17 protein-coding genes are annotated in these 21,957 nt (G+C 60.1%); 14 read left to right on the top strand and 3 right to left on the bottom strand.

Annotated features, from left to right (window positions below; genetic code table 11):
• Positions 1-168: 168 nt before the first annotated feature.
• The 3 genes from dnaQ to ACQY47_RS02385 form a co-directional block, all read right to left on the bottom strand.
• Complete coding sequence (gene dnaQ, locus ACQY47_RS02375) at positions 169-909, bottom strand: DNA polymerase III subunit epsilon (RefSeq protein ID WP_169987818.1); 741 nt, start codon at positions 907-909, stop codon at positions 169-171.
• Between the two features lie 79 nt (positions 910-988).
• Complete coding sequence (rnhA, locus tag ACQY47_RS02380; protein WP_017136932.1) at positions 989-1,441, bottom strand: ribonuclease HI; 453 nt, start codon at positions 1,439-1,441, stop codon at positions 989-991.
• A 31-nt stretch (positions 1,442-1,472) separates the two neighbouring features.
• Positions 1,473-2,231: a class I SAM-dependent methyltransferase gene (locus tag ACQY47_RS02385; RefSeq protein ID WP_017136933.1), complete on the bottom strand. Its 759-nt coding sequence runs from the start codon at positions 2,229-2,231 to the stop codon at positions 1,473-1,475.
• A 65-nt stretch (positions 2,232-2,296) separates the two neighbouring features.
• On the opposite strand from ACQY47_RS02385, the gene gloB reads away from it, so the two are divergent.
• The 14 genes from gloB (at position 2,297) to ACQY47_RS02455 (ending at position 21,923) form a co-directional block, all read left to right on the top strand.
• Positions 2,297-3,064: a hydroxyacylglutathione hydrolase gene (gene gloB / locus ACQY47_RS02390; protein ID WP_428555265.1), complete on the top strand. Its 768-nt coding sequence runs from the start codon at positions 2,297-2,299 to the stop codon at positions 3,062-3,064.
• 98 nt (positions 3,065-3,162) lie between these two features.
• Complete coding sequence (locus ACQY47_RS02395; protein WP_056859491.1) at positions 3,163-4,569, top strand: transglycosylase SLT domain-containing protein; 1,407 nt, start codon at positions 3,163-3,165, stop codon at positions 4,567-4,569.
• 236 nt (positions 4,570-4,805) lie between these two features.
• A complete protein-coding gene (locus tag ACQY47_RS02400; RefSeq protein ID WP_017136935.1) occupies positions 4,806-6,635 on the top strand; it encodes an extracellular solute-binding protein in 1,830 nt (609 codons plus the stop codon).
• Complete coding sequence (locus tag ACQY47_RS02405) at positions 6,632-8,464, top strand: extracellular solute-binding protein (RefSeq protein WP_428555270.1); 1,833 nt, start codon at positions 6,632-6,634, stop codon at positions 8,462-8,464. The genes ACQY47_RS02400 and ACQY47_RS02405 overlap by 4 nt, the downstream gene beginning before the upstream one ends.
• The gene (locus ACQY47_RS02410; protein WP_017136937.1) at positions 8,465-9,538 is read left to right on the top strand and encodes a microcin C ABC transporter permease YejB; all 1,074 of its coding nucleotides are present in this window, start codon (positions 8,465-8,467) and stop codon (positions 9,536-9,538) included.
• 1 nt (position 9,539) lies between these two features.
• Positions 9,540-10,559, top strand: a complete 1,020-nt coding sequence (locus ACQY47_RS02415; protein ID WP_012723835.1) for an ABC transporter permease — start codon at positions 9,540-9,542, stop codon at positions 10,557-10,559.
• Position 10,560: 1 nt separating this feature from the next.
• The gene (locus ACQY47_RS02420) at positions 10,561-12,171 is read left to right on the top strand and encodes an ABC transporter ATP-binding protein (RefSeq protein WP_170040268.1); all 1,611 of its coding nucleotides are present in this window, start codon (positions 10,561-10,563) and stop codon (positions 12,169-12,171) included.
• A 190-nt stretch (positions 12,172-12,361) separates the two neighbouring features.
• Complete coding sequence (locus tag ACQY47_RS02425; RefSeq protein WP_236463163.1) at positions 12,362-13,540, top strand: integrase core domain-containing protein; 1,179 nt, start codon at positions 12,362-12,364, stop codon at positions 13,538-13,540.
• A 938-nt stretch (positions 13,541-14,478) separates the two neighbouring features.
• Positions 14,479-14,760 carry a peptidylprolyl isomerase gene (locus ACQY47_RS02430; RefSeq protein WP_010210937.1) on the top strand — a complete coding sequence of 94 codons (282 nt, stop codon included), beginning with the start codon at positions 14,479-14,481 and terminating at the stop codon, positions 14,758-14,760.
• A 130-nt stretch (positions 14,761-14,890) separates the two neighbouring features.
• Entirely contained in the window at positions 14,891-16,753 is a 1,863-nt protein-coding gene (locus ACQY47_RS02435; RefSeq protein WP_170040270.1) for an extracellular solute-binding protein, read from the top strand.
• On the top strand, positions 16,753-17,811 hold the full coding sequence (locus ACQY47_RS02440) for a microcin C ABC transporter permease YejB (protein ID WP_138453618.1): 1,059 nt from the start codon (positions 16,753-16,755) through the stop codon (positions 17,809-17,811). Before ACQY47_RS02435 ends, ACQY47_RS02440 begins: the two co-directional genes overlap by 1 nt.
• Positions 17,811-18,833 (top strand): ABC transporter permease, encoded by a 1,023-nt coding sequence (locus ACQY47_RS02445; protein ID WP_428555279.1) that lies wholly within the window; start codon positions 17,811-17,813, stop codon positions 18,831-18,833. Before ACQY47_RS02440 ends, ACQY47_RS02445 begins: the two co-directional genes overlap by 1 nt.
• A gap of 10 nt (positions 18,834-18,843) precedes the next feature.
• Entirely contained in the window at positions 18,844-20,415 is a 1,572-nt protein-coding gene (locus tag ACQY47_RS02450) for an ABC transporter ATP-binding protein (protein ID WP_428555282.1), read from the top strand.
• Positions 20,416-20,516: 101 nt separating this feature from the next.
• Positions 20,517-21,923 (top strand): sigma-54 interaction domain-containing protein, encoded by a 1,407-nt coding sequence (locus ACQY47_RS02455; RefSeq protein WP_099549136.1) that lies wholly within the window; start codon positions 20,517-20,519, stop codon positions 21,921-21,923.
• Positions 21,924-21,957: the final 34 nt, after the last annotated feature.

Genomic DNA, 21,957 nt, shown 5'->3' on the forward strand with positions numbered 1-21,957 from the left:
GGTAGAAGCTGGGAGGGGATGTGGCGAATGAAGATTTTACAGGCGACGCAAATCTACTGTGGGAGCTGGCTTGCCTGCGATGCAGGCACCTCGGTACATCAGGCACACCGAGTTGATGCCATCGCAGGCAAGCCAGCGCCCACATTTTTTAATCGCGTTCAGCCGTGATTATTGCTGAGTCAATTGCGACCACAACGCCGGCGCACCCGCCGACTTGGCAATCGCTTCCAGGCGCGCCGCATGCTCAGCCAGATCCTGCTCGCTGGCACGGATGATGGTGGTCGGCTTGCGATCCGCCGCCAAACGGCGGATTTCCGAAGGACGGTTGCCCGAACCTTCCGCCGAGCCGCTGCCATCGGAAGCATTACCGGCCAGTGATAGGCTGGTCTGCCCGCCGGTCATGGTCAGGTAAACGTCGGCGAGAATCTCGGAGTCGAGCAAGGCGCCGTGCAATTCACGGCCAGAGTTATCAACCCCATAACGTTTGCACAACGCATCCAGGCTGTTGCGCTGGCCGGGGTGACGCTCACGGGCCATCATCAAGGTATCGAGAATCGAGCAGTGCTGGGAGATATCCGCACGCTCGGTCTGCCCCATCAGGGCAAACTCGTTATTGATGAACCCGACGTCGAACGCCGCGTTATGGATGATCAGTTGAGCGCCGTTGATGAACTCGAAAAACTCGTCCGCCACTTCAGCAAAGCGCGGCTTGCCCTTGAGGAATTCATCCGTAATACCGTGGACGCCAATTGCGCCCTCGTCACTGTCACGATCCGGTTGCAGGTAGACGTGAAAGTGACGCCCGGTGAGGCGGCGACCCATCAATTCGACACAGCCGATTTCAATGATCCGGTGACCATCGGTCACCGGCATGCCGGTGGTTTCGGTATCGAGTACAACAGATCGGATGGCCATCAGGGTTCAGCTCTCAACGGTGGTGTGCAGTGTGATGTGAATCAAGGGGCGCGATGTTAACACGTCAGCCGGCTCAGCTCTGTTTGTAGCCCCGAACTTCATCCACGCCACGGTTGGCCAATTGATCGGCGCGCTCGTTGCCAGGGTGGCCGATATGCCCGCGTACCCATTTCCAGGTGATGTCATGGCGGTTGCATTGCTCATCGAGGAGTTGCCACAGGTCGGCATTCTTTACCGGCTCTTTGGCCGCGGTTTTCCAGCCGCGCTTCTTCCAGTTGACCATCCACTCGTTGATGCCCTTCATCACGTATTGCGAGTCGGTCACCAACAGCACGTCACAGCGACGCTTGAGTTCTTCCAGGCCGCGAATGGCGCCCATCAGCTCCATGCGGTTGTTGGTGGTGTTGGCTTCGCCGCCCCACAGTTCCTTCTCCACACCTTTGCACACCAGCAACGCACCCCATCCGCCGGGGCCAGGGTTGCCCTTGCAGGCGCCATCGGTGAAGAGTTCTACGGTATCGGTCATCAGTTGCTCGGTCTTCAATCAAAAAGAGGGGTTACGGTTCGCTCTGCTTGCGGTTGACCTTGGCCATCGGCATCGGCACCAGCTTGCCCATGGGCTGACGCGCGACCTGCCGCACCGGCCGCAGCCCGACCACGATCTTGCGCGCGACCAATAAATAGAAGCCACCGCCCGACAGTTGCCAGGCACCCGCCCGGCGCTCCCAGCCGGCCAGCCGTCCTTGCCACTTGGCAGACGCAAGCGGCGGACGATAGCACCCGAAGCGGCGTTTCTCCAGCGCGAAGCCCAGCAGGTTCAACCAGTCGCCCACCCGCGACGGCGCGATGCAGCGCGCCTGGCGCAGGCCGTCATGGGCGAACACATGGCGCAGGCCCCAACTGCTCCAGGGGTTGATGCCGATGATCAGCAAATGGCCACCTGGGCGCACGCTGCTGGCGGCCTCGCGCAGCAAACCGTGGGGCGACAGGCAGAAATCCAGGCCGTGCTGCAGCACCACTACATCGGCGGCATGTTCGCTCAGCGGCCAGGCCTGTTCCTCGCACACAATCTCGACCCCAGGCAACGGCGCGCCCAGGCGCACATTGCGTTGCACCTGCGGCGCAGCGGGCGGCGTCTGGGCCGACGGGCCGTAGTGCACCAGGTAGCCACCAAAGAACCGGCCCAGCTCGTCTTCGAGCATGCGCCGCTCTTCGTCCAGCAAAAATTGCCCGATCGGCCCGGACAGCCAATCACGGGCTGCGCTGATCAGGGCCAGCCATTCAGGATCGGCCTGGGCGAACGCTTTATCAGTCATTGCATTCTCCAATTCGCCTAGACGTTCTAAGATGCACCAAAGTGTTCAGCTTGGCGAATCGAAGAATGATACAGATCAGTGCCCTGCCCGCCTTCACCGATAACTACATCTGGTTGTTACAAGACCCTGATACCCTACGCTGCGCCGTGGTCGACCCCGGCGATGCCGCGCCGGTGCTGGCCTGGCTCAAGCAAAACCCTGGGTACAGGCTCAGCGACATCCTGATCACCCACCACCACCATGATCATGTCGGCGGCGTCGAACAGCTCAAACATGAAACCGGCGCCAAGGTTTACGGCCCGGCGAACGAAAAGATCCCGACGCGGGACGTGGCCCTGCACGATAACGCGCGCATCAACGCACTCGGCTGGGACTTCGACGTTTATAGCGTGCCCGGCCACACCCTCGGCCATATCGCCTATTACCACCAGGGCGTGCTGTTTTGTGGCGATACCCTGTTTGCCGCCGGCTGCGGGCGCCTGTTCGAAGGCACCCCGGAACAAATGCACGCCTCGCTTGCGCGCCTGGCCGCCCTGCCCGCCGACACGCTGGTGTACTGCACCCATGAGTACACGCAAAGTAACCTCAAATTTGCCCAGGCCGTGGAACCGGACAATGCCGATATCGCCGAACGCGTCGAGACCGTCAAGCAATTGCGCGCCCGTGGTGAAATGACACTTCCCTCCAACCTGGCCCTGGAAAAACGTACTAACCCTTTCCTGCGTACCGCCGAAACATCCGTTAAACAAAAAGCGGACGAACGGAACGGTCGCGACAACCGCACTGGGGCCGAGGTGTTTGCTAGCTTGAGGGCTTGGAAAGATAAGTTCTAAGCGGATGCAATCTGATACGGAATTTCTGAATGGTTGACCGGAACCAAAGCGCTTTCTAGAATCGCCCGACATTTTTGCCCGGAACTTACTTCCAGCCAATGTCGTCATCTATTCGTAAATCCATTTCTTCAGACGCATTGACCCGCCTGGCTCAAGCCGTGGCGGTGGCCGTTTCCGCGACTCTGGCGGGCTGCCAATCGACCAATTTCGCTGCACAATCCACCGTGCAACCCAAACCCAATCTTGCTGCCAAGATCAAGCAAAAACCTATTTGGCTCTCAGAGAAGCCTAGCCCCGAAGTGCCCCAGGATGTCTGGGAACGCATGCGCCGGGGCTTTCAATTGCAGGACGGCCTGGGTGTGAACCCGCGCATCGAGCAACAACGCTTGTGGTTCGCCAGCAACCCGTCCTTTTTAGAGAACGCCGGAGAACGCGGCAGCCTCTACATTCATTACATCGTCGAACGCCTTGAAGAACGCAATATGCCCCTGGAGCTGGCGCTGCTGCCAGTGATCGAAAGTGCCTACAACCCGATGGCCTATTCGCGCAGCGATGCGGTCGGCCTGTGGCAGTTCATCCCCTCCACCGGGCGCTACTTCAACCTGCGCCAGACCCGCGCCTACGACGGCCGCCGCGATATCACCGCCTCCACCACCGCCGCCCTGGACTATCTGACGCGCCTGCATGACATGTTCAACGGCGACTGGCTGTTGGCCCTGGCGGCCTACAATGCCGGCGAAGGCACGGTCAGCCGGGCCATCGAGCGCAACGAAAAGCTCGGCCTGCCCACCGACTACTGGAACCTGCCCCTGCCCCAGGAAACCAAGGACTACGTGCCCAAGTTCCTGGCGCTGTCCCAAGTGGTGCTGGCCCCCGAGGCCTATGGCGTCAACCTGAGCCCGATTGCCAACACGCCGTACTTCGAAGTGGTTGAAGTCAAGCAAAGCATGGACCTGTCCCGGGTTGCCGCGCTGGCCGAGATCGACGAAGACGAACTGTTCCAGCTCAACCCGGCCCTGAAACAACGCACCACCCTGGACGGCCCGCAGCATTTGCTCGTGCCCAGCTCCAAGGCGCAGTTGCTCACCAGCACCCTTTCGACGATGAAGCCCGAAGAATTGCTGGCGATGCGCCCTAAAAAGCAGGTGTTCGACGAAGTTGAGAGCACACGGGTGGCCGGGCGTACCCGCAACTACAAGGTGCGCAGTGGCGACAACCTCACGCTGATCGCCAAGGCGAACAAGGTCGATGTGCATGACCTGCAGCGCTGGAACAAACTCAATGGCCAGGCCCTCAAGGTCGGCCAGACCCTGGTGATGCAGGACACCCGCAAACTGGTGGCCAGCAGCAAGAAACCGGTGCAGTACAAGGTCAAGAAAGGCGACTCGTTGTACATCGTCGCCAAGCGCTTCAACGTCGAGATGCAACATCTCAAGCGTTGGAACCCGCGTACTGGCCAGGCACTCAAGCCGGGCCAGATGCTGGTGGTTTCCGGGCCTAGATAAAGTCCCGTGGGGACTGGCTTGTGTGGGAGCTGGCTTGCCTGCGATGCAAACACCTCGGTGTGTCAGGCACACCGAGTTAATGCTATCGCAGGCAAGCCAGCTCCCACATTTGATCTTCACCCAATCCGATACCTTCCCAACCCTGACCCCAGTGTTTTCAGCGACCTTTTTCCAACCGGAACAAGCTGTTACTGTACCGATCATAAAGCCCAAGCCGCCTGGATCGGATCTCTGACTTGAAGCGTCCCCTCCTTCTACTAATAAGTCTGGCCTTGAGCTTTGCTGCGAACGCGACGATTACCGAGAGCCACGGTTACACGCAGTTCGGCACACTCAAGTACCCGGCCAAATTCACCCACTTCGACTGGGTAAACCCTGCAGCGCCCAAAGGCGGGACATTGCGGGTCATGGCATTTGGCACCTTCGACACCCTCAACCCCTACACCTTCAAGGGCACCAGCCCGGTTTCCACGCCCAATTTCCTGCAATACGGCGTCAACGAGCTGAACGAGCCGCTGATGGTCGGCACCGGCCAGTACGCGCCGTCCGGTGACGAGCCCACCTCCAGCTACGGGCTGATTGCCCAATCGGTGGAGTACAGCGAGGACCGCAGTTGGGTGGTGTTCAACCTGCGCCCGGAAGCGCGCTTCCATGATGGCAAGCCGATCACCGCTTATGACGTGGCATTTTCCTATCGCACCCTGCTCACCGAAGGCCACCCGCAGTACCGCACCAACCTGCAGGAAGTGGCGCGGGTCGACATTCTCAACCGCCATCGCATCCGTTTTGTGTTCAAACGCGCCGGCAACCCACTGCTGATCCTGCGTCTGGGCGAACTGCCGGTTCTGCCCCAGCATTACTGGAAGAACCGCGACTTCAAGGCCACCACCTTCGAGCCGCCTTTGGGCAGCGGGCCGTATCGCATCACCAAGGTCACCCCGGGCCGCCAGCTGGTGTTCGAGCGGGTCAAGGATTACTGGGGCAAAGACCTGCCGGTCAACCAGGGGTTCTACAACTACGACAAGGTCGAAGTGGAGTTCTACCGCGACAGCGACGTGGCCTTCGAAGCCTTCAAGGCCGGTGAATTCGACCTCTATATCGAACACCAGGCCAAGAACTGGGCCACTGGCTACAACTTCCCGGCGGTCAACCGCGGCGACGTGATCAAGGCGCAGATCGCCCACCAGATCCCGACCCAGAGCCAGGGCTTGTTCATGAACACGCGGCGGCCGATCTTCAGCCAGACCAAAGTGCGTGAAGCCCTGGGGTTGATGTTCGATTTTGAATGGACCAACCGCACCCTGTTCAGCAGCGCCTATAAACGCACGCTCAGTTACTACCCCAACAGTGAGTTTTCTGCGACCGGCGTGCCAGTGGGGCATGAATGGCTGATGCTCTCGCCCTACCGCGACCAGTTGCCGCCCAACCTGTTCACTCAAGCCTTCAGCCTGCCGCAGACCGACGGCCGCGGCATCCCGCGCGAGACGTTGCGCCGCGCCCTGGCCTTGCTCGGCGAAGCGGGCTGGAAACTCTCAGACCAGCGCCTGCTCGACAGCAAGGGCCAACCGCTGCGCTTCGAGATTCTGTTGGTCAACCCGAACCTTGAACGCATCCTGCAGCCCTACGTCGAAAACCTCAAAAGTATCGGCATCGACGCGCGCCTGCGCACGGTTGACCGGGCGCAATACAAGCAGCGCCTGGATCAGTTCGACTACGACATGATCCTGATCACCCTCAACCAGACCTTGAGCCCGGGCCTTGAGCAGTGGCAGTACTTCCACTCCAGCCAGGCGGCCATCAAGGGCAGCAAAAACTACGCCGGCATCGCCAACCCGGTGGTCGACCACCTGCTCGACCAACTGCTGGCGGCGCAGACCCGCGAAGAACAATTGGCCGCCGGCCGCGCCCTCGACCGGGTGCTGCTGTGGCAGCACTACAGTATTCCCAACTGGTACCTCAACTATCATCGCTTGGCGTACCGCAACCGGTTCGCCTTTGTCACCACGCCGCCCTACAGCCTGGGTTTGAGCGCGTGGTGGCTGAAAGCTTCGGAGAAAGCCCAATGATGACCTTGCGCACCGCCCTGTTTGGCGCCTTGTTAGCGTGCGGCGCAGCCAATGCCGCGCCGCAACATGCGCTGACCCTGTACAGCGAGCCACCCAAGTACCCCGCCGACTTCAAGCATTTCGACTATGTAAACCCCGACGCGCCCAAGGGCGGCACCTTCCGTGAATCGAGCATGGGCGGCTTCGACAGCCTCAACCCCTACATCAGCAAGGGCGTGCCCGCAGACAACCTGCCGCTGATTTACGACACCCTGGCCATGCAAAGCCTGGACGAGCCCGTCACCGAGTACGGCCTGGTGGCCGGCAAGATCGAAAAGGCTCCGGACAACAGCTGGGTGCGCTTCTACCTGCGCCCCGAAGCGCGCTTCCATGATGGCCATCCGATCCGGGCCGAAGACGTGGTGTTCACCTTCCAGGCGCTGATCAAGGACGGTTCGCCGCTCTACCGCAACTACTACGCCGACGTCGACGAAGTGGTCGCCGAAGACCCGCTGCGTGTGCTGTTCAAGTTCAAGCGCACCAATAACCGTGAATTACCGCTGATCCTCGGCCAACTGCCGGTATTGCCCAAGCATTGGTGGGCAACGCGCGACTTTGCCAAGGGCAACCTGGAAATACCGCTGGGCAGTGGCCCGTACAAGGTTGCCGAGGTCAAACCCGGGCGCATGGTGCGCTATGAGCGGGTCAAGGATTACTGGGCCAAGGACCTGCCGGTAACCCAGGGCTTCTACAACTTCGACAACCGCATCACCGACTACTACCGTGACAGCACCGTGGCCCTGGAAGCCTTGAAAGCCGGGCAGTTCGACTATTGGCTGGAGTTCAGCGCCAAGAACTGGGCCAACGCCTACAACATTCCGGCCGTGGCCCAGGGCCGGTTGATCAAGGAAGAAATTCCCAACGGCAATCCCACCGGCATGCAAGGGTTTGTGTTCAATACGCGCAAGCCGATGTTCCAGGATGTGCGGGTACGCAAGGCCATCAGCCTGCTGCTGGATTTCGAGTGGAGCAACAAACAGCTGTTCAATGGCGCCTACACCCGCACCCGCAGCTACTTCGAAAACTCGGAGATGGCCGCCACCGGCCTGCCCGGCCCGGCGGAAACCGCCATCCTGGCGCCGTTTCGCGACAAGATCCCTGCCGAAGTCTTCACCCAAGCCTTCGAGCCGGCCAAGACCGACGGCAGCGGCATGATCCGCACCCAGCAGCGTGAGGCTTACCAGCTGTTGCAGAAGGCTGGCTGGAAGATCGTCGACGACAAAATGGTCGACACCACCGGCAAACCGGTGACCATCGAATTCCTGCTTGCCCAGACCGAGTTTGAGCGGGTATTGCTGCCATTCAAGCGCAACCTGGCCGACCTCGGAATCAACCTGGTGATCCGCCGCGTTGACGTTTCGCAGTACATCAACCGCCTGCGTTCGCGGGACTTCGACATGCTGGTGGGCAGCTTCCCGCAGTCCACCTCGCCGGGTAACGAGCAGCGCGAATTCTGGTCGTCCGCCGCCGCCGACAAATCCGGCAGCCGCAACTACATGGGTCTCAAGGATCCGGTGGTCGACCAACTCGTCGAAGAACTGATCAACGCCGACTCGCGCCAAAGCCTGGTCGACCACGCCAAGGCGCTGGATCGGGTCTTGCAGTTTGGCTACTACGTGATCCCCAACTGGCACATCAAGACTTACCGCGTGGCGTACTGGGATCACTTGGGTCACCCCAAAGTCCCGCCACGCTACGACGTCGGCACGGCCACCTGGTGGGCCAAACCTGAAGTCAAACCTGCCGTCGACACTGTCCAGAGCGCCGATCCGGCGAGCGGAGGCGATTAAATGCTGGCCTATATTGTTCGCCGCCTGTTGCTGATCATCCCCACGCTGTTCGGGATCTTGCTGATCAACTTCATCATCATCCAGGCCGCCCCCGGTGGCCCGGTGGAGCAGATGATCGCCAAGCTCGAAGGGTTCGACGGCGCCACCAGCCGCATTGCCGGTGGCGGCGCCGAGGTCTCGGTGGCCGGCTCCAGCTACCGCGGCGCCCAGGGCCTGGACCCGGCGCTGATCAAGGAAATCGAAAAGATGTACGGCTTCGACAAGTCGGCGCCGGAACGCTTGTGGATCATGGTCAAGAACTACGCACGGCTGGATTTTGGCGACAGCTTCTTTCGCGACGCCAAGGTCATCGACCTGATCAAGGAAAAGATGCCGGTGTCCATCTCCCTCGGGTTATGGAGCACGCTGATCATGTACCTGGTGTCGATCCCGCTGGGCATCGCCAAGGCTACCCGGCACGGCAGCCACTTTGACGTGTGGACCAGCTCGGCAATCATCGTCGGCTATGCCATCCCGGCGTTTTTGTTCGCGATTTTGCTGATCGTGGTGTTTGCCGGCGGCAGTTACCTGGACTGGTTCCCCTTGCGCGGGCTGACCTCCAACAACTTCGAAGAACTAAGCTTAGGCGGCAAGATTCTCGACTATTTCTGGCACCTGGCCCTGCCTGTCACCGCGCTGGTCATCGGCAACTTCGCGACCATGACCCTGCTGACCAAAAACAGCTTCCTCGACGAAATCAACAAACAGTACGTGGTCACTGCCAAAGCCAAAGGCCTGACCAACCACCGCGTGCTCTACGGCCATGTGTTTCGTAACGCCATGCTGCTGGTGATTGCCGGTTTCCCCTCGGCATTTATCGGGATTTTCTTCACCGGTTCGCTGTTGGTCGAGGTGATCTTTTCCCTCGATGGCCTGGGCCTTATGAGCTTTGAAGCGGCGATCAACCGCGATTATCCGGTGGTGTTCGGCACGCTGTTTATCTTCACCCTGCTGGGGCTGATCGTGAAGCTGATCGGCGACCTCACCTACACCCTGGTCGATCCGCGTATCGACTTTGCCAGCCGGGAGCATTGAGATGAACCTGTCCCCCCTCAATCGCCGCCGGTTCGAGCGTTTCAAAGCCAACAAACGTGGCTGGTGGTCGCTGTGGCTGTTCCTGATTCTGTTCGTGCTCAGCCTGGGCGCCGAGTTGATCGCCAACGATAAACCGCTGGCAGTCCATTACGACGGTGGCTGGTATTTCCCGGCGCTTAAACGCTACCCGGAGACCACCTTTGGCGGCGAATTCCCGCTGGAGGCCAACTACAAAAGCCCGTATATCCAGGAACTGCTCAAGGCCAAGGACGCCTGGACGCTGTGGGCGCCCATCCCGTTCAGCTACCAGAGCATCAACTACGACCTGAAAGTCCCCGCGCCAGCGCCGCCGTCTTCGGTGAACCTGCTGGGCACCGACGACCAGGGCCGCGATGTGCTGGCGCGAGTGATCTACGGCTTTCGTGTGTCGGTGCTGTTTGCCCTGACGCTGACCGTGCTCAGCTCGATCATCGGCGTCATCGCCGGCGCCTTGCAGGGCTTCTATGGCGGCTGGGTCGACCTGGCCGGCCAGCGTTTCCTGGAGATCTGGTCGGGTTTGCCGGTGCTGTACCTGCTGATCATCCTCGCCAGCTTTGTGCAGCCCAACTTCTGGTGGCTGCTGGGCATCATGTTGCTGTTTTCGTGGATGAGCCTGGTGGACGTGGTGCGCGCCGAGTTCCTGCGCGGGCGCAACCTGGAATATGTACGTGCCGCCCGAGCGCTGGGCATGCAGAACGGCGCGATCATGTTCCGGCATATCCTGCCCAATGCCATGGTCTCGACCATGACGTTCATGCCGTTCATCCTCACCGGTGCCATTGGCACCCTCACCGCCCTGGATTTTCTCGGTTTCGGCCTGCCGGCCGGTTCACCGTCCCTGGGCGAACTGGTGGCCCAGGGCAAATCCAACCTGCAAGCGCCGTGGCTGGGCATGAGTGCGTTTGCCGTGTTGGCGATCATGTTGAGTTTGCTGGTGTTTATCGGCGAGTCCGCTCGCGATGCCTTCGACCCGAGGAAATGAGATGAATCAGGACAATCTGATCGAAGTCCGCGACCTCTGCGTCGAGTTCGTCACCGGCGAGCATCACCACCGCGTGGTCAACAATGTCAGCTTCGATATCAAGCGCGGCGAAACCCTGGCGCTGGTCGGCGAAAGCGGCTCGGGCAAATCGGTGACCGCCCATTCGATCCTGCGCCTGTTGCCCTACCCGCTGGCGCGTCACCCGGCCGGCACCATCAGCTATTCCGGGCATGATCTGCTGACCCTCAAAGAGAAAACCATCCGGCATATTCGCGGCAACCGCATTGCGATGATCTTCCAGGAGCCAATGACCTCGTTGAACCCGCTGCATTCGATCGAGAAGCAGATCAACGAAGTGCTCGGCCTGCACAAAGGCCTGACCGGTAAAGTCGCGACCCGGCGCACCCTGGAACTGCTTGAACTGGTGGGCATCCCCGAGCCGCACAAGCGCCTCAAAGCCCTGCCCCACGAACTGTCAGGCGGCCAGCGCCAGCGGGTGATGATCGCCATGGCCCTGGCCAACGAGCCCGAACTGCTGATCGCCGACGAGCCGACCACGGCCCTCGACGTCACCGTGCAATTGAAGATCCTGGAACTGCTCAAAGAGCTGCAGGCCCGGCTGGGCATGGCATTGCTGCTGATCAGCCATGACTTGAACCTGGTGCGGCGCATCGCCCATCGTGTGTGTGTGATGCAGCAGGGTTGCATCGTTGAACAGGCTGATTGCGAGACGCTGTTTCAGTCGCCCCAGCACCCTTACACCCAGGAACTGCTGGCGGCGGAGCCCAGCGGTGGGCCAGCCAGTAACGAGGTCGGGCCGCCACTCTTGGAAGTCGACGACCTGAAGGTCTGGTTCCCGATCAAAAAGGGCTTTTTGCGCAACACCGTCGATTACGTCAAGGCGGTGGACGGCATCAACTTCAGCCTGCCCCAGGGCCAGACGCTGGGCATCGTCGGTGAAAGCGGCTCGGGCAAGTCCACCCTGGGCCTGGCGATTCTGCGCTTGATTGCCAGCAAAGGTGGGATTCGCTTTGAAGGCCAGCAACTTGACCGCTTGACTCAGCAACAGGTGCGCCCGCTACGGCGGGAGATGCAGGTGGTGTTTCAAGACCCGTTCGGCAGCTTGAGCCCGCGGATGTGTGTGAGTGAGATCGTTGGCGAAGGGTTGCGTATCCACAAGATGGGCACGCCGGCCGAGCAGGAAGTGGCGATTATTGCAGCGCTCAAGGAAGTGGGCCTGGACCCGGAGTCGCGGCATCGTTACCCCCATGAGTTTTCCGGTGGGCAGCGTCAACGCATTGCCATCGCCCGTGCCTTGGTGCTCAAGCCCCGCTTGATACTGCTCGATGAACCGACGTCCGCGCTGGACCGCACGGTGCAGCGGCAAGTGGTGGAATTATTGCGGGGGCTGCAGGCCAAGTACAACCTGACGTACCTGTTTATCAGCCATGATTTGGCGGTGGTGAAGGCCTTGAGTCACCAGTTGATGGTGGTCAAGCATGGGCAGGTGGTGGAACAGGGGGACGCGGCGGGGATCTTTGCGGATCCGCAGCATGCTTATACGCGGCAGTTGTTGGAAGCTGCGTTTTTGGTGCCTGCTGTTGTGGTTTGATCGTGTACATATCCGTTATTTAGGTAACGGCCGCCTATGGTTCCGCTCTTACAGCGGGTCACTTTTGCAAGGACGCAAAAGTAACCAAAAGGTCCTCGCCGGTATGACTCACCCACATGGGTTACAAATCAGTTCACGCACATAGGTAACAGTTTTTAACTGGCAGGGTCGATTTCGTGAGGATCTGACCATGCCCTGGAAAGAGCTGAAACCTATGGACCTCAAAGTGATGTTTGTCGCTGAATACCTGACTGGAAAACACAGCCTTAGCCAGCTATGTCGAGACTATGAAATCAGCCGAAAGACCGGCTACAAGTGGATCGAGCGATACAAAGCAGAAGGCCCCAGCGGGCTTGATGAGCGTAGTCGCCGTCGGCACCACCAGACTTATGTGGTGCCTTTGACGGTAAAGCAGGCGATTATCGAACTTCGTTCTATAGGCGAGACAATCCCTGGTCCGAAAAAGATCCAGAGTGATTTGATAAGGCGTTTTCCTGACCAGGATCCGCCCTCGAAAACGACTATTTATAACGTCCTCAAAGCAGCCGATCTGATCACGCCGCGACCCCTGCGGCCAAAGGTTGCTGTCTATCCAAAACCGTTACGTAAGGCAGATGTACCTAATCAGCTTTTCAGCGCTGACTACAAAGGCCAGTACCTGACAGGTGCGGGCGTATGGTGTTATCCGCTAACAATCATGGACCATGCCAGTCGCTTCTTGCTTGCCTGTCAGAGCATGCCCAGCACCAATTTCAAGGAGACCCAAGAGACGTTCGAACGGGTGTTTCGCGAGTATGGTTTGCCTGAGCGGATCCGTACTGACAACGGAGTGCCGTTTGCCAGCACAGGGCGCGGAGGGCTGTCACAGTTGTCGATCTGGTGGCTACGGCTGGGGATCATTCCAGAGCGTATCGAGCCTGGTCGGCCAGACCAAAATGGCCGGCACGAGCGTATGCACCGAACACTGAAAAGCACTTTGCCCAATCCACCTGCGGTTGCTTGGGAGTCTCAGCAGAAACACTTTGATCGTTTCATACAGCACTACAATTACGAGCGAGGGCATGAAGCGCTGAGCCAGAAAACACCGGCTTCATGCTATTCACCTTCACCTCGAGCCTATCCTGAGAAACTGCCGGAGATGGGTTATGCAAGTCATATTGAGTGTTACCGGACTGACTCAAACGGGATGATTTATCGGTCAGGTCTGCGGATTTATGTGGGGCATTTACTGAAATACCAGACTATTGGAATGGAGATGCTGAGCGACGATGTGTGGGCTGTTATTTTCGGCCCAGTGATCCTCGGACAAGTGGATGCGAGGAATGCAGACAAGGACGGCTATATTTCACTCAAAGTGTTACCTATGTGAATGCACTTTTGTGTAACCCATGTGGTTGTCCCGTACACGCCCCAACACTCGGTGCCTCGCTATGGCTCGGCATGCCCGCAATCCGACAGTGATTTGGGGGGCCGCCGCGATGGGCCATCCTTGGCCCAGCGCGGCTAAACCGGCATCCCTGCCGGTTTACCCCCCAAATCCCTGTCAGATTCCGGCCATCGTGTTTAACGGGGCGATTTCAGATCAAGATCAAGATCAAAAGCGCAGATCAAAAGACCGCTGACTTCGTCATCGAAAAGGATGTAAGAGCCGGAGCAACAGCAACAGCAACAGCAACAGCAACAGCAACAGCAACAGCAACAGCAACAGCAAAGCCATACTCGGTCTAATGTGGGAGCTGGCTTGCCTGCGATGGCATCAACCGGTTGTACCTGATGTACCGAGGTGTCTGCATCGCAGGCAAGCCAGCTCCCACAGAAAAGCAGATCCCAGGTGTATGCAAATCCGCTTTTCGCTTTTCGCTTTTCGCTTTTCGCTTTTCGCTTTTGATTCAACCACTCAGGTCGGCTTTCAGGCCGCCGTGCTCTGCTTTTGATCTTGCTTTTGATCTGAGGCGCCCCGTTAACCACGATGGCCGAACGCAGGCTTGAATCCGTGGGTAACCCGGCAGGACGCCGGGTTAGCCGCGCTGGGCCAAGGATGGCCCATCGCGGCGGCCCACGGATTCAAGCCGGAGTGAGGGCATGCCGAGCCTAGGCGAGGCACCAAGTGGTGGGGCGAAGACCTTTTGGTTACTTTTGGGGCGTTTGCCAAAAGTGACCCGCTGTAAGAGCGGAACCATAGGCCGCCGTTACCGCAGCAACGGATATGTACTCAATCAACCCAACCCACCACAAGATGGAACTTTGCCAACAAAAAACCACCTGAATCCGGTAGGCTCACCCTTTTTACTTCAAGGAGTTACCCCCATGGCCAAAGCCACCGCCCGCCACATCCTCGTTTCCACCGAAGACAAGTGCAACGAACTCAAGGCCCAGATCGAAGGCGGCGCCGATTTCGCAGAAATCGCCAAAGCCAACTCCAGCTGCCCATCCAGCCGCGACGGTGGCAACCTGGGTTCGTTCGGCCCAGGCCAGATGGTCAAGGAATTCGACACCGTCGTCTTCAGCGCCCCCGTCAACACCGTGCAAGGCCCGGTAAAAACCCAGTTCGGCTACCACCTGCTGGAAGTCACCAGCCGCCAGGACTGATCCCGTCCGCGCTGATGCTATAAACAACGGCCCGCCTTTTGGTGGGCCGTTGTGCATCAAGTGACTGGCAACCCATAAGCCGTTAACGTACAAATCCCTATTACTGTTCACCCGGCGCTCAAGGCTGATAATGCGATTGGTTTTTTCCACAAAACTCTTCAGCTACACCCTGGCCCTGCTACTGGCCAGCACCGCCGTGATCGCGGCCCCGCAAACCTACCTCACGGTCTACGGCGAACCGGCCAAGTACCCCACCGGCTTCACCCATTTCGACTACGCCAACCCCAACGCGCCCAAAGGCGGCAGCCTGCGACGCTCAGCCATCGAAATCGGGCGCTTCGACCATGTATTGCCGTACATAGACAAAGGCATCGGCGTCTCCCAGGTCGACGGCTGGCTCTACGCCCCGCTGGCCCAGCGCTCCCTGGATGAGCCCTACACCGTTTACGGCCTGGTCGCCGAAAAAATGGAACGCGCCGACGACGGCCTGTCGCTGCGCTTCTACCTCAACCCCAAGGCACGCTTTGCCGATGGCACGCCGATCACCGCCGAAGATGTACGCTACAGCTTCGACCTGCTGATGACCCAAGGCAGCCTGCGCTTTCGCACCCTGTTCGCCGACGTCAAACACGTCGAAGTCGAAGGCGAGCGCCAGGTGCGCTTCGACTTTTCCAGCAATGAAAACCGCACCCTGCCTCTGGATATCGCCACCCTGCCGGTATTCCCCGAACATTGGTGGAAAACCCGCGACTTCGCCAACGGTGGCGGCTACGAAGCGCCGCTGGGCAGCGGCCCGTACAAAATCAGCAAAATCGACTCCGGCAGCACCATCACCTTCACCCGCGACCCCGACTGGTGGGGCAAGGACTTGCCCGTCAGCCGGGGCCTGTACAACTTCGACCACCTGAGCCTGGAGTACTTCGGCGACACCGAGGTGGCCCGCCAGGTGCTGCGTGGCGGCGCCTATGACTTCAACCGCGAGTTCTCCGCTACGGGCTACTCCATCGGCTACAACGGCCCGGCCCTCGACGATGGCCGCCTGCAACGTGCGCACTTGGCCAAGGAGATGCCGCAACCGGCCCAGGGCTATGTGTTCAACGTGCAAAAGCCGATGTTCAAGGACCGCCGCGTGCGCCAGGCGCTGGCGATGCTGTGGGACTTCGAATGGGCCAACCGGCAGATGATGCGCAATATGTACATCCGCCAGCAGAGCTTCTTCTCCAACAGCCCGCTGGCTGCAAGCCAACCGCCGACCCCAGAGGAACTGGCGATTCTTGAGCCACTGCGCGGCCAGGTGCCCGACGAAGTATTCACCCAAGTGTTCAAGGCGCCGGTCACCGACGGCAGCGGCATGATCCGTGACAAACAGCTGCAAGCCCTGGCACTGCTGGAAGCCGCCGGCTGGACACCCAAGGGCGACAAGCTGGTCAACGCCGACGGCGAGCCACTGGAGTTCACCTTCCTCAATGCCCAGGCCGGCCTTGAGCGCCTGTTGCTGCCGTACAAGCGCAACCTGGCGCAGATCGGCATCACCCTGAATATCCGCCGCATAGACTCGTCCCAGTACGTCAACCGCATCATGGCCCGCGACTACGACATGATCGTCATCGGCTTCCCGGTCACCACGTCGCCAGGCATGGAGCTGTACAACTACTTCGGCTCGCAGGCCGCCTACGACCCTGGTGCGAACAACTACATGGTGCTTAAAGACCCCGCCGTCGATACCCTGATCAGCGGGCTGGTCAAAGCCAACACCCAGGCGCAGATGCTCACCTATGCCCATGCCCTGGACCGCGTGCTGCAATGGAATTACCTGTGGATCCCCAACTACTACCCACCGGGCACCTCGGCCGCGTGGTGGAACCGCTTCGGTCGTCCAGCCATTGAGGCCAAGAACGACGAAGCGCTGGAAACCTGGTGGGAAATCAGCCCCACACCACTGACGAATGAGCAAATGAACGCCGAGTTGAAAAAACGCGGAGGAACGCGCTGATGTTTGCTTATATCGTGCGGCGCCTGCTGCTGATCATCCCCACGCTCGTGATCATCCTGCTGGTCAATTTCGTGATCGTGCAGGCCGCGCCCGGCGGCCCGGTTGAACAGGCCATTGCGCACCTGCAAGGCATCGGTGGCGGCGGCATTGGCGGTGGTGGCGGCGAAGCCGTCAACGGCTCGCGCGCCAGCCGTGGCCTGGACCCCAAATTGATCAAGGACATCGAAAAGCAATACGGCTTCGACAAGCCCGCGCCGGAACGTCTGTGGCTGATGCTCAAGAACTACGCCCAACTGGATTTCGGTAACAGCTTCTTTCGCGGCAAAAGCGTGATCGACCTGATCCTGGAAAAAATGCCGGTGACCATTTCCCTCGGTTTATGGGCCACCTTGATCACCTATCTGGTGTCGATCCCCTTGGGGATTCGCAAGGCCGTGCGCCACGGCAGCAGCTTTGACGTGTGGAGCAGCACCGCGATTGTCATCGGCTATGCGATGCCGGCCTTCCTGTTTGCGATGTTCCTGATCGTGCTGTTCGCCGGTGGCACCTCGCTGAACTGGTTCCCGGTGCGCGGGCTGGTCTCGGAGAACTTCGACGAACTCAGCACAATCGGCAAAATTGCCGACTACTTCTGGCACCTGGTGTTGCCCGTCACCTCGTTGGTGATCGGCGGGTTCGCGACGCTGACCATCCTCACCAAAAACTCATTCCTGAATGAAATCACGCGCCAATACGTGGTCACCGCCCGTGCCAAGGGCTTGAGTGAACGCCGGGTGCTCTACGGCCATGTGTTTCGCAACGCCATGCTGCTGGTGATCTCGGGGATTCCCCAGGCATTTATCAGCGTGTTTTTTGCCGGTTCCCTGTTGATCGAAGTGATCTTTTCCCTCGATGGCCTGGGCCGCATGAGCTACGAAGCCGCCGTATCCCGCGACTACCCGGTGGTCTTTGGCTCGTTGTTTATCTTCACCCTGTTCGGGCTCTTGATAAAACTCATCGGTGACCTCTGCTACACCCTGGTGGACCCGCGTATCGACTTCGCCGCGAGGAACGCCTGATGCTTAATCTGTCTCCGGTGGCCCGTCGGCGTTTCGAGCGCTTCAAGAAGAACCGCCGTGGCTGGTGGTCGCTGTGGCTGTTTATCGGCCTGTTTATCCTGACCCTGGGCGGCGAGTTGATCGCCAATGACAAACCCTTGGTGCTGAGCTTCAAGAACGAGCTGTATTTCCCGGTGTTCAAGCGCTACACCGAGCAACAGTTCGGCGGCCAGTTGCCCTTCCAGGCCGACTACCGCAGTGACTACGTACAAAAGCTGATCAAGCAGGACGGCGGCTGGATGCTGTTCCCGCCGATCCCGTTCAGCGACGACACACCCAACTACGAATTGACCCGCCCTGCCCCCAGCCCGCCCTCGGCGGTGAACTGGCTGGGCACCGATGATCAATCCCGCGATGTGCTGGCGCGGGTCATCTTCGGCGCACGGGTGTCGATCCTGTTTGCCCTGGCACTCACCGCCATCAGTGCCGCCATCGGCATCGCCGCTGGCGCCTTGCAGGGCTATTACGGCGGCTGGGTCGACCTGCTCGGTCAGCGCATTCTGGAAGTGTGGTCCGGACTTCCGGTGCTGTACCTGCTGATCATTTTGTCCGGCTTTGTCGAACCGAATTTCTGGTGGCTGTTGGGGATCATGGCGCTGTTTTCCTGGCTGGCTATGGTGGACGTGGTGCGCGCCGAGTTCCTGCGCGGGCGCAACCTGGAATACGTCAAGGCCGCACGCGCCCTGGGCCTGGGCGATGGCAAGATCATTCGCCGGCATATCCTGCCCAACGCCATGACCGCCACCTTGAGCTACCTGCCGTTTATCTTGACCGGGGCAATTTCAACCTTGAGCGCCCTGGATTTTCTCGGGTTCGGCATGCCCGCCGGCAGCGCGTCCCTGGGCGAACTGATTGCTCAGGGCAAGCAAAACCTGCAAGCGCCCTGGCTGGGCCTGACGGCATTTTTCACCTTGGCGCTGATCCTGTCGCTGCTGGTCTTTATCGGCGAGGCATTACGTGATGCCTTCGACCCACGCTCATGAGTAATTGCGTATGAACCTGATCGAGATCCGCGACCTCAGCGTCGCCTTCACCGGCCAGACCGTGGTGAGCAAACTGTGCCTGGACGTGCGCCCTGGCGAATGCCTGGCCTTGGTCGGCGAGTCAGGTTCGGGCAAGTCGGTAACCGCCCACTCGATTCTGCAATTGCTGCCAGACGCGGGCACGCACACCACAGGCTCGGTGAAGTATCGCGGCCAGGAGCTGATCGGCGCGTCGACGGCCACCTTGCAAAAGCTGCGCGGCAACCGTATTGCGATGATTTTCCAGGAGCCGATGACCTCGCTCAACCCGCTGCACAGCCTCGAAAAACAGATCGGCGAAACCCTGCTGCTGCACAAGGGCCTGGGCGGCAAGGCGGCGCAGTCTCGCATTCTTGAGCTGCTCGAACTGGTGGGCATCCAGAAACCCCAGGAGCGCCTCAAGGCTTACCCGCATCAACTCTCCGGCGGCCAGCGCCAGCGGGTGATGATCGCCATGGCCCTGGCCTGCGAGCCGGAGCTGCTGATTGCCGACGAGCCCACCACCGCGCTGGACGTGACCGTGCAGCGCAAAATCCTGCTGCTGCTCAAGTCGTTGCAACAACGCCTGGGCATGTCGCTGCTGCTGATCAGCCATGACCTCAACCTGGTGCGCAGCATTGCCCAGCGCGTGTGCGTGATGCGCGCCGGGGAGATTGTCGAGCAAGCCGACTGCGAGACGCTGTTCACCGCGCCGCAACATCCCTACAGCCGCCTGCTGCTGGATGCCGAGCCGTCCGGTGATGCGCTGTGCAGCGATGAACGCGAAACCGTATTGCAAGTTGACGACCTGAGCGTGCAATTCCCCCTCGGCGGCGGGCTGTTCAGGCGCAAAACCTGGTTGCGCGCAGTCGACGGCATCAGCCTTAGCGTGCAGCGCGGCAAAACCTTGGGGATTGTCGGCGAGTCCGGCTCGGGCAAATCCACCCTCGGCCAGGCGATCCTGCGCTTGCTCGATTCCACCGGCAGTATCCGTTTTCAGGGTGAAGCCCTCGACCCGCTGAACAACCAGCAGATGCGCCCATGGCGCAAGCAGATGCAGGTGGTGTTCCAAGACCCGTTCGGCAGCCTCAGCCCGCGCATGTCGGTGCAACAGATCATCAGCGAAGGCCTGGAAGTGCACGCGCCGTGCAGCCTGGCCGACCGCGATGCGCAAGTGATCCAGGTGCTCAAGGACGTGGGCCTCGACCCCGCCAGCCGTCATCGTTACCCCCATGAGTTTTCCGGTGGCCAGCGTCAACGCATCGCTATCGCCCGCGCCTTGGTGCTCAAGCCTGCGCTGATGCTGCTGGATGAACCGACCTCAGCCCTCGACCGCACCGTGCAGAAACAAGTGGTGGCGCTGTTGCGTGAACTGCAGGAAAAATACGGCCTGACCTATCTGTTTATCAGCCACGACCTGGCGGTGGTGCGGGCCATGGCCCACGACATGATCGTGATCAAGGACGGCAAGGTGGTGGAGCGCGGTGCGAGCCATGTGGTGTTCGACGCGCCGCAACATCCCTATACCAAAGAGCTGCTGGCGGCGGCACACATTCCCTTGTAGGCGCTGGCTTGCCTGCGATGGCGATCTTGAGGACGCCATCGCAGGCAAGCCAGCTCCCACAGGACCGTATTCCAATCATATTTTGCGTTGGCAGTGTGAGCATGAACATCAGCGACAGCCTCAAGGACTACCAGCAGGTTCGCGGCCTGGCCATCCAGTCGCTGTTCGAGATCATCGAGCAGTCCAGCGAAGGCACAGTGATTGTCGATCGCGACGCGAATATCGTGTGGATGAACGAGCGCTACGCCAAACGTTTTGGTCTTAAAAGCGCCGATGAAGCCATCGGCCAGCCGTGCGAGCAGGTGATTTCCAATAGCCTGTTACGCCAGGTGGTGCGCAACGACCAGCCGATTCTGCTGGATATCCAGGACACGCCCAAAGGCCCGCTGGTGGTGATGCGCCTGCCGATCCACGATGACGCAGGCGTGGTGATCGGCGCGATTGGGTTTGCGCTGTTCGATGAGCTGCGTAACTTGTCGCCGCTGATCGAGCGCTACCTGAGCATGCAGCAGGAGCTGGCCTCCACCCGTTCGCTGCTGCGCTCGCGCCAGAGCAAATACAACTTCGCGCATTTTATTGGCACCAGCGCAGCCAGCCTGGAAGTCAAACGCCGGGCGCGGCGCAGTGCGAGTGCGGAGTCGCCGGTGTTGCTGCTGGGCGAGACCGGCACCGGTAAAGAGCTGTTGGCCCAGGCCATCCATGGCGCCTCCACGCGCGCGCATAAGGCGTTTGTCAGCATCAACAGCGCCGCCATTCCCGGCGACCTGCTCGAAGCCGAGTTCTTCGGCACCGCACCAGGCGCCTTCACCGGCGCCGACCGCAAGGGCCGCCCCGGCAAGTTGCAAATCGCCCAGGGCGGCACCCTGTTCCTCGATGAAATCGGCGACATGCCACTGCCGCTGCAAAGCAAACTGCTGCGGGTGTTGCAGGAAAAGGAATACGAGCCGGTGGGCTCCAACGAAATGGTGCACAGCGATGTGCGGGTGATTGCGGCCACGTCCATGGACCTGGAAGCGGCGATCAAGCGCGGCGAATTCAGGGCGGATCTGTACTACCGCTTGAATGTACTGCCGATCCAGGTACCGCCGTTGCGTGAGCGCCTAGAAGATATTCCGGCGTTGAGCGAGGCGATTCTTGAAGAGTTGCGCAGCCAGCATGAGCTTGACCGCGAAGCCTTGGCGTTGCTGGCGCAGCACGCGTGGCCGGGGAATATCCGTGAACTGCGCAACGTACTGGAACGCGCGGCGTTGTTGAGTGATGACCTGGTGCTGGATGCCGAAGAGATTCGCGCGGCGATCGGCACGTTCAGCCCGGTGGCCCGTGGGCGGGTGGAGACGGTCGAGGGCGAGACATTTGCGGCGGCGCGGGAGCGCTTTGATCGGCAGGTGATTGCGGCGGCACTCAAGGCCTGTGAAGGCAATGTGGTGGAAGCCGCCAAGCGGTTGGGGCTGGGTAGATCGACCCTGTACAAAAAAATGGTGGCATTGGACATGAGCGAGTCTCAATAAATAGACACAATTCCACAAACAAAGACAGCCCACT

The organism is Pseudomonas edaphica, from assembly GCF_965277385.1.
Classification (GTDB): domain Bacteria; phylum Pseudomonadota; class Gammaproteobacteria; order Pseudomonadales; family Pseudomonadaceae; genus Aquipseudomonas; species Aquipseudomonas edaphica.